This window comes from Lysinibacillus sp. NPDC056185 (genome assembly GCF_047737915.1).
GTDB lineage: Bacteria > Bacillota > Bacilli > Bacillales_A > Planococcaceae > Lysinibacillus.
Genome location: NZ_JBLLLQ010000044.1, coordinates 24,511 through 31,245 on the forward strand (window position 1 = coordinate 24,511; position 6,735 = coordinate 31,245).

Here is a 6,735-nt window from a genome sequence, read left to right on the forward strand (position 1 = left end):
ATTAGTTAGCCTCCTCGACTTCGTAGCGATAGTCTTCGATTACAACGTTAGTTAAAACCTTTTCACACATTTCTTTTACTAGAGTATCAATATCACGTTCTGTATCTTTAATTGCTAGTTCAAGATATTTACCGATACGTAAATCTTCTACTTCAGCGTAACCCATTTTCACTAAAGAACCTTGTACAGCTGAACCTTGTGGATCAAGAATGCTCTCACGTAATGTCACGTAAATTTTAACTTTTTTCATTGTTATTTGCCTCCGAGTCTAGAAAGTATAATAGTATAAACTTCTGTTAAATTACCAAGGTCTCTACGAAAGACATCTTTGTCTAACTTTTGCTTTGTAGTTGCATCCCAAAGTCTGCATGTATCTGGTGATATTTCATCTGCCAGTAGTACATTTCCATCATCATCGCGTCCGAACTCTAATTTAAAGTCAATTAGTGTAACGTTGACATCTGCAAATAGTGGCTGCAACACTTTGTTCACTACAAGTGCACCATCATAAATGGCTGTCACTTCCTCAGGTGTCGCAAGATCAAGTACGTCAATATGCTCCGTAGTAATGAGCGGGTCGCCTAGTTCATCGTCTTTATAATAAAACTCAACGATTGGGCGTTTTAATGGTGTACCTTCCTCAAAGCCAAGACGTTTCGCTAAGCTACCTGCTGCTATATTACGAACTACGACCTCTATTGGAATAATATCTACCTTTTTTACAAGCTGCTGCGTATCAGATAATTGTTTTACGAAATGTGACGCAATTCCGTTTGCTTGTAATTTTTCGAAAATTAGAGAGGTAATGCGATTGTTTAATACGCCTTTACCTTCAATTTCTTCTTTTTTCTCACCATTAAATGCTGTTGCACTATCCTTGTATTCAACGAGTAACACATTTGGCTCCTCTGTTGTATACAATTTTTTTGCTTTACCTTCATACAAAAGTTGACCTGTAGTCATTTCGTTACTCCCCCTGATATTATGAAATACACGCGTATTGTTCAGAATTGAATCGTACGTAACGATTCAATTCTGTAACATCCGCTAGTGACTCTACTTAGTTAAGTCCAAGACGCTCAAAAATCATATCTACATGCTGTAAATGGTAGTTGTAGTCAAAGCAATCATCTAACTCTTCTTTCGTTAAATACGATGTAATTTTTTCACTTGCATCGACTAACGTACGGAACTGAACTTGCTCGTCCCACGCCTGCATCGCTAAAGGTTGTACTGTATCATACGCTTCCTCACGCACTAACCCTTTATCGATAAGTGCTAATAGGATACGTTGAGAGTAAATTAAACCAAAAGTGCGACCCATATTACGTTTCATGTTTTCAGGGAATACTGTTAAGTTTTTCACAATGTTACCGAAGCGATTTAACATATAGTTAAGTGTAATCGTTGCATCCGGTAAAATAACGCGCTCTGCAGATGAATGTGAAATATCACGCTCATGCCATAATGCTACGTTTTCATAAGCCGTTACCATATAGCCACGCATTAAACGTGACATACCAACCATGTTTTCAGACCCGATTGGGTTACGTTTATGAGGCATCGCTGACGAGCCTTTTTGACCTTTTGCAAATGCTTCCTCAACTTCACGCGTTTCAGATTTTTGCAAGCCGCGAATCTCTGTTGCAAATTTCTCAATTGATGTTGCGATTAATGCCAACGCACCTAAATATTGAGCATGTCGATCACGTTGTAATGTTTGAGTTGAAATAGGTGATGCTGTAAGTCCTAATTTATCGCATACATATTGCTCAACTTTAGGATCGATATTGGCATATGTTCCAACTGCTCCAGACATTTTTCCTGTTTCAATTACTTTTGCCGCAGCATCAAAGCGTTCTAGGTTACGCTTCATTTCTTCATACCATAAACCTAGTTTTAAGCCGAAAGTTGTTGGCTCAGCATGAACACCATGTGTACGTCCCATCATAACCGTATGCTTATGCTCTTTCGCTTTTGCTGCAATAATATCAATGAAATTCACGATGTCTTTGCGTAAAATATCATTCGCTTGTTTAATTATATAAGAAAGAGCTGTATCAACTACGTCCGTAGAAGTTAAACCATAGTGCACCCATTTTCGCTCTTCACCAAGCGTCTCAGAAACGGCACGAGTAAATGCTACAACATCATGACGTGTTTCTTTTTCAATCTCTAAAATACGATTTACATCAAATGAAGCATTTTCACGAATCTTAGCTACATCCTCTTTCGGAATGTCTCCAATTTCTGCCCAAGCCTCACATGCTAAAATTTCAACTTCTAGCCAAGCTTGATATTTATTTTGTTCTGTCCAAATTGCGCCCATTTCGGGTCTTGTGTAACGTTCGATCATTGCGTTTCTCCTTCTATTCTGACCAAATGCCAGAACTCTCGATTTGTTGTAGTGTTTCTTCTAAGTTTTTTGTCATAATCGTTACGTGGCCCATCTTACGGTTCACCTTAGCTTCAGCTTTCCCATAAAGATGTATAGACCATTCAGGATATTTAGCAATTGAGTTACTAAGTGGCACGACATGCTGCCCTAAAACATTTATCATAATAGATGGTGCCCAAAGTTGTGGTTTACATAATGGCCAACCACAAACTGCACGTATATGTTGATGGAACTGTGAAACGTTACATGCTTCTATAGAATAGTGACCTGAATTATGAGGTCTTGGTGCTAATTCATTAATAATGATTCCACCATCTTCTAATACAAACATTTCTACAGCTAATGTCCCTACTAAATTTAGATAATCAGCAATTTTCAAGGCTTCTCGCTCTGCAGTCAGTGATGTTTCCTCTTTTATACGAGCTGGTACGATCGTTTCATGTAAAATATGATGCACATGAATATTTTCTCCAACTGGCTGACAATATGATTCACCATTACCGTTTCTTTGAACAATGACAGACACCTCTTTAACGAAAGGTACAAATCCCTCAACAATACATTGTGAATGAGAGAAAAGCTCTTTTGCTAACGGTAGGTCTTCTGCAGATTTTAAAAGCTGCTGCCCCTTGCCATCATAGCCACCTCTTGCTGTTTTGACTATACAAGGATAACTAATCCTATCGATATTGGCTAGTAATTCTTCATATGTATTTACAACCAAATAAGGGGCTACCGGACAACCTGCGTTCACAATCGCTTCTTTCTCAGTCACACGGTCTTGTGTGATGCGTACTAGCTCTGCTCCTTGTGGGACGTAAGCCATTTGTGTTAAACGTTTTAAGCCTTCATAATCGATATTTTCAAATTCATACGTTATAACGTCACTTACCTCGGCAAGTTCTTCTAAAGCTGCCTCATCATCATATGGGGCTACAATACGTACATCCGCAACCTGTCCACCTGGTGAATCCATTGATGGTTCAAGAACGGCGATTTTAAAGCCTGCTTCTTTAGCAGCAAGCGCCATCATACGGCCAAGCTGACCTCCTCCGATAATACCTATCGTCTGCCCGGGATAAATTATCTTTGTCACACTAAGTCACCTGTGCTTTCCAGTACTTGTTGCTTTGTGGCTTCACGTCTAGCATCTAGTTTATTAGCAAGCTCTACATCTGTTGTCGATAAAATTTGCGCTGCTAGCAAGCCTGCATTCGTCGCTCCCGCTTTGCCAATCGCTACTGTTGCTACAGGTACACCACCAGGCATTTGAACGATTGATAATAAAGAATCAAGACCGTTAAGAGCACGGGATTGCACAGGTACACCGATTACCGGTAACGTTGTTTTAGCCGCTACCATTCCAGGTAAATGCGCAGCTCCACCTGCACCAGCAATAATTACTTGAATACCTCGCTCACGTGCTGATTCTGCATACTCAAACATTAAATCAGGCGTACGATGTGCAGATACAACTTTTTTCTCATACGGTACCTGTAATTCATCTAAAATATCACATGCATGTTTCATTGTTTCCCAGTCACTTGAACTCCCCATAATGACACCGATTTTCGGATTCATGATTGTCGCTCCTTCTTAACGTTAGAAAAATGATCAAATATTTTATAGCTACATTCTTTACTTTTTATAACAAAGAAAATCCTCAAATAAACTACTCCCTACCATACACGTGAAAGCAGTTTACTTGAGGACTCATTATGAAAAGAATATGCAAATGTACATTTCTGCACATACACCTTCCCGTAACATACCAAAAGTGCTTTCCCGCATAGTCCAGCATTTACGGTGCCGGGTAGAGACACTAGAGCCAATCCTCTAGCATATATGTGGGATTTATTTGTTTTTCCTTCTCATATTTTAACAAGTCATTCCATTATAGTCAACTAGAAATGCGAACATTTTATTTTAGTAGTTTATAAACGTTCGGATTTAAGTGAAATTTACTCGGAATCTTGCCATAACATCGCTTTAAATTGTATTTTTTGACGTAAATACGTTGGTTCTCCATTGACTAAGTGAAAAACCGGTTCTTCTTTTCTTCCCACTGCCATATAACCATCTCGACGCATTCTTGCCAAACAATCTTCAATTGATTCATTTTCTTCTACTTCATACCAAATTTGTTTTTTTCCCAAATCTTTCTTCCTTTCGATCTTGTATCCAATAATTTTTCCTCTTATGAGTTTCATTATACCTTGAGATCCTTCATTTAGTATGTATGATTTATTAATGAAATGCTCTTCACCCTATCGTAGGGTTGATTTCTGTTTCGACTGGGTGCTTTTCTGGGGGCAGCAGCTTTTTTTTGCTCGAAAGGTAGTGCAACGTAGCGGCATATGGGGTTATCGATGGGGTAGTATATAGCAATTATGGGTTCACTTATGGGGGGACTCTCGGTTAAGCGGATAGATTGTTGCTGTTAATACATAAAGACCAAGTTAATCCTGCACATTTTGTAGATTAACTTGATCTTTATATTTTGATTTTTCGTAAATCCTTCTTCAACTAAAGCAACCGCTAGTTGAGGAAGGAATTTATTTTATTAATTGATTGAACTATAATATCAGGTCTATCAATATGTATTGAATGACTGGCTCCTTGTGCGATTATATATTTACTATTTGAAGTAAGATTAACTTGATTCATAATAAGTTCTTGCCACTTTTCTTCAAATAACCTTAACTCCCACTCTGATAAACCTTCCATAGTACCTAACTTAATGTTATGCTCTTTATCTCGGCTAATAACAATTAAAGGTATATCAGGGTATACCACCAAATTCTTTATAATATCTCCGTCCCTCTTCCAGTTGCTAATTTCAGAATACATTGCTTTATATAGAGTAGGGTTTATCCGGAAATTTATTAAGCGTTTTTGAATATCATTCGGGAGTAGCTTTTGTTCTTTTGTTAGAGTAGGGTTAATAACTTCTCTTAATTCTTCCCTTTTCATTTGAGAATAAGAACGACATTTTTCCATCCAAAATTCATCGGTTGCTCCTTCATTCAGAACAGGTAAATTCAAGTCATCTAAAACCTTTAAATCAACAGAAGTTGAATCTACTAATACTATTCCAGCAACCTTTTCAGGATGCTTTTTCACAAAATGTTGTACACATAACCCACCATAGGAATGACCAACTAATACTACGGGTTCAGATAATTTAAGTAAATGTATCATCTCTTTTACTTCGTTTACGACTGTTTGTGTATTACGGACTTCGTTATGAATTTCACTTTCGCCTAGCCCTGGTCTATGGAACATTATAACTCTATTTGTTTTACTTAATAACTCTGCCACTTCATACCATTCATCGAATGAACAACCCATTCCTGTAAGGATAATTATTGGTGTACCATTTTGCCCTTTTTGAAGTATCTCAATCTTATTTTGATTTATTATTAAAAATTGACTAATTTTACTCACCTCTTTGTTTAAATATCAATTAATTATATTGTTTAACTATCCTGTGCCGTTAGTTTATGAAGAAAAAAGAGCTGCCTATGCAACTCAATGATCTTCAAGTAAAGCACCCGTTAGCCATCCATGTAGGGCAAAAACCAGCGATACACCACAGAGAATGAAAGATTATTTCGTTCTTTCATGGGAGTTCAACAAGGAATTATAATGACCTTATACACACATTCCTAAATTCCGTAATATTTTTTGTAAAAATTCAGAACTTTTTCTACATTAAAATCCTCAAAATCTTCTTTACATTTCTGTAAATAGCTTAGTTCTTTCTTTGCCTCTAAAGTATCAATTTTATTGAGATAACCCAGTGTCTTTTCCAATCCTGCACCACATAATAGTTGAACATCAATATTACAATGTGTATCAAAGTCCTTTTCCTTTGCTCTCCAAATTAACAGAGTATCGTCAACACATCCTAAAGCAAATAATTGAATACATAGTGTTTTTAAGTATTCATTATCTTCCGATGATTCATTCTCTATTTCTTCTTTTAATAAATTTCTGATTCTATCCACAAAATCTATCTTAGGTACTAAATCGAAAATTTTTAAAAGTTCTTCAGTTTTATCCATAAATCACAGTTCCCCCATGTTTCCATTTGAATAAATATTCTCTCCTAAAATCATTGTACTCCTTCTTGAACTAAACTGCACCGTTAGTTGAATAGCAACAATCTTTTCGAAAAGAGCCTTTTTTTATTATGTTATAAAACAAAAAAAGCCGAGGAATAAATCCTCGACTTTTTAAGTGCCTAGCGACGTCCTACTCTCACAGGGGGAAGCCCCCAACTACCATCGGCGCTAAAGAGCTTAACTTCCGTGTTCGGTATGGGAACGGGTGTG

At 37.2% G+C, this 6,735-nt stretch carries 8 protein-coding genes, 1 rRNA gene and 1 riboswitch; all 9 genes read right to left on the minus strand.

The genetic code is table 11. The features are described from left to right. Position 1 precedes the first annotated feature (1 nt). Positions 2-250, minus strand: coding sequence for a phosphoribosylformylglycinamidine synthase subunit PurS (gene purS / locus ACMZ42_RS24770; protein WP_079562648.1), 249 nt, complete (start codon positions 248-250; stop codon positions 2-4). A gap of 2 nt (positions 251-252) precedes the next feature. Next, positions 253-963, minus strand: a complete 711-nt coding sequence (purC, locus tag ACMZ42_RS24775; protein WP_370079161.1) for a phosphoribosylaminoimidazolesuccinocarboxamide synthase — start codon at positions 961-963, stop codon at positions 253-255. Positions 964-1,060: 97 nt separating this feature from the next. Further along, complete coding sequence (gene purB, locus ACMZ42_RS24780) at positions 1,061-2,356, minus strand: adenylosuccinate lyase (RefSeq protein ID WP_402871332.1); 1,296 nt, start codon at positions 2,354-2,356, stop codon at positions 1,061-1,063. Positions 2,357-2,369: 13 nt separating this feature from the next. Then, positions 2,370-3,494 (minus strand): 5-(carboxyamino)imidazole ribonucleotide synthase, encoded by a 1,125-nt coding sequence (gene purK, locus ACMZ42_RS24785; protein ID WP_370079157.1) that lies wholly within the window; start codon positions 3,492-3,494, stop codon positions 2,370-2,372. Next, the gene (purE, locus tag ACMZ42_RS24790) at positions 3,491-3,979 is read right to left on the minus strand and encodes a 5-(carboxyamino)imidazole ribonucleotide mutase (RefSeq protein WP_370079155.1); all 489 of its coding nucleotides are present in this window, start codon (positions 3,977-3,979) and stop codon (positions 3,491-3,493) included. Before purE ends, purK begins: the two co-directional genes overlap by 4 nt. Before the next feature lie 189 nt (positions 3,980-4,168). After that, positions 4,169-4,267: riboswitch (purine riboswitch) on the minus strand. A 92-nt stretch (positions 4,268-4,359) separates the two neighbouring features. After that, positions 4,360-4,554 carry an NETI motif-containing protein gene (locus ACMZ42_RS24795; protein ID WP_370079153.1) on the minus strand — a complete coding sequence of 65 codons (195 nt, stop codon included), beginning with the start codon at positions 4,552-4,554 and terminating at the stop codon, positions 4,360-4,362. Positions 4,555-4,936: 382 nt separating this feature from the next. Continuing rightward, complete coding sequence (locus tag ACMZ42_RS24800) at positions 4,937-5,845, minus strand: alpha/beta fold hydrolase (RefSeq protein WP_415733130.1); 909 nt, start codon at positions 5,843-5,845, stop codon at positions 4,937-4,939. Positions 5,846-6,066: 221 nt separating this feature from the next. Next, positions 6,067-6,465, minus strand: a complete 399-nt coding sequence (locus ACMZ42_RS24805) for a hypothetical protein (protein ID WP_415733131.1) — start codon at positions 6,463-6,465, stop codon at positions 6,067-6,069. A 177-nt stretch (positions 6,466-6,642) separates the two neighbouring features. Next, positions 6,643-6,735, minus strand: a 5S ribosomal RNA gene (gene rrf, locus ACMZ42_RS24810); the annotation flags it as partial.

Excerpts from the sequence above, each read along its gene's own strand:
- purS (WP_079562648.1), bottom strand. The coding sequence starts at position 250 with ATGAAAAAAGTTAAAATTTACGTGACATTACGTGAGAGCATTCTTGAT.
- purC (WP_370079161.1), bottom strand. The coding sequence starts at position 963 with ATGACTACAGGTCAACTTTTGTATGAAGGTAAAGCAAAAAAATTGTAT.
- purB (WP_402871332.1), bottom strand. The coding sequence starts at position 2,356 with ATGATCGAACGTTACACAAGACCCGAAATGGGCGCAATTTGGACAGAA.
- purE (WP_370079155.1), bottom strand. The coding sequence starts at position 3,979 with ATGAATCCGAAAATCGGTGTCATTATGGGGAGTTCAAGTGACTGGGAA.
- ACMZ42_RS24805 (WP_415733131.1), bottom strand. The coding sequence starts at position 6,465 with ATGGATAAAACTGAAGAACTTTTAAAAATTTTCGATTTAGTACCTAAG.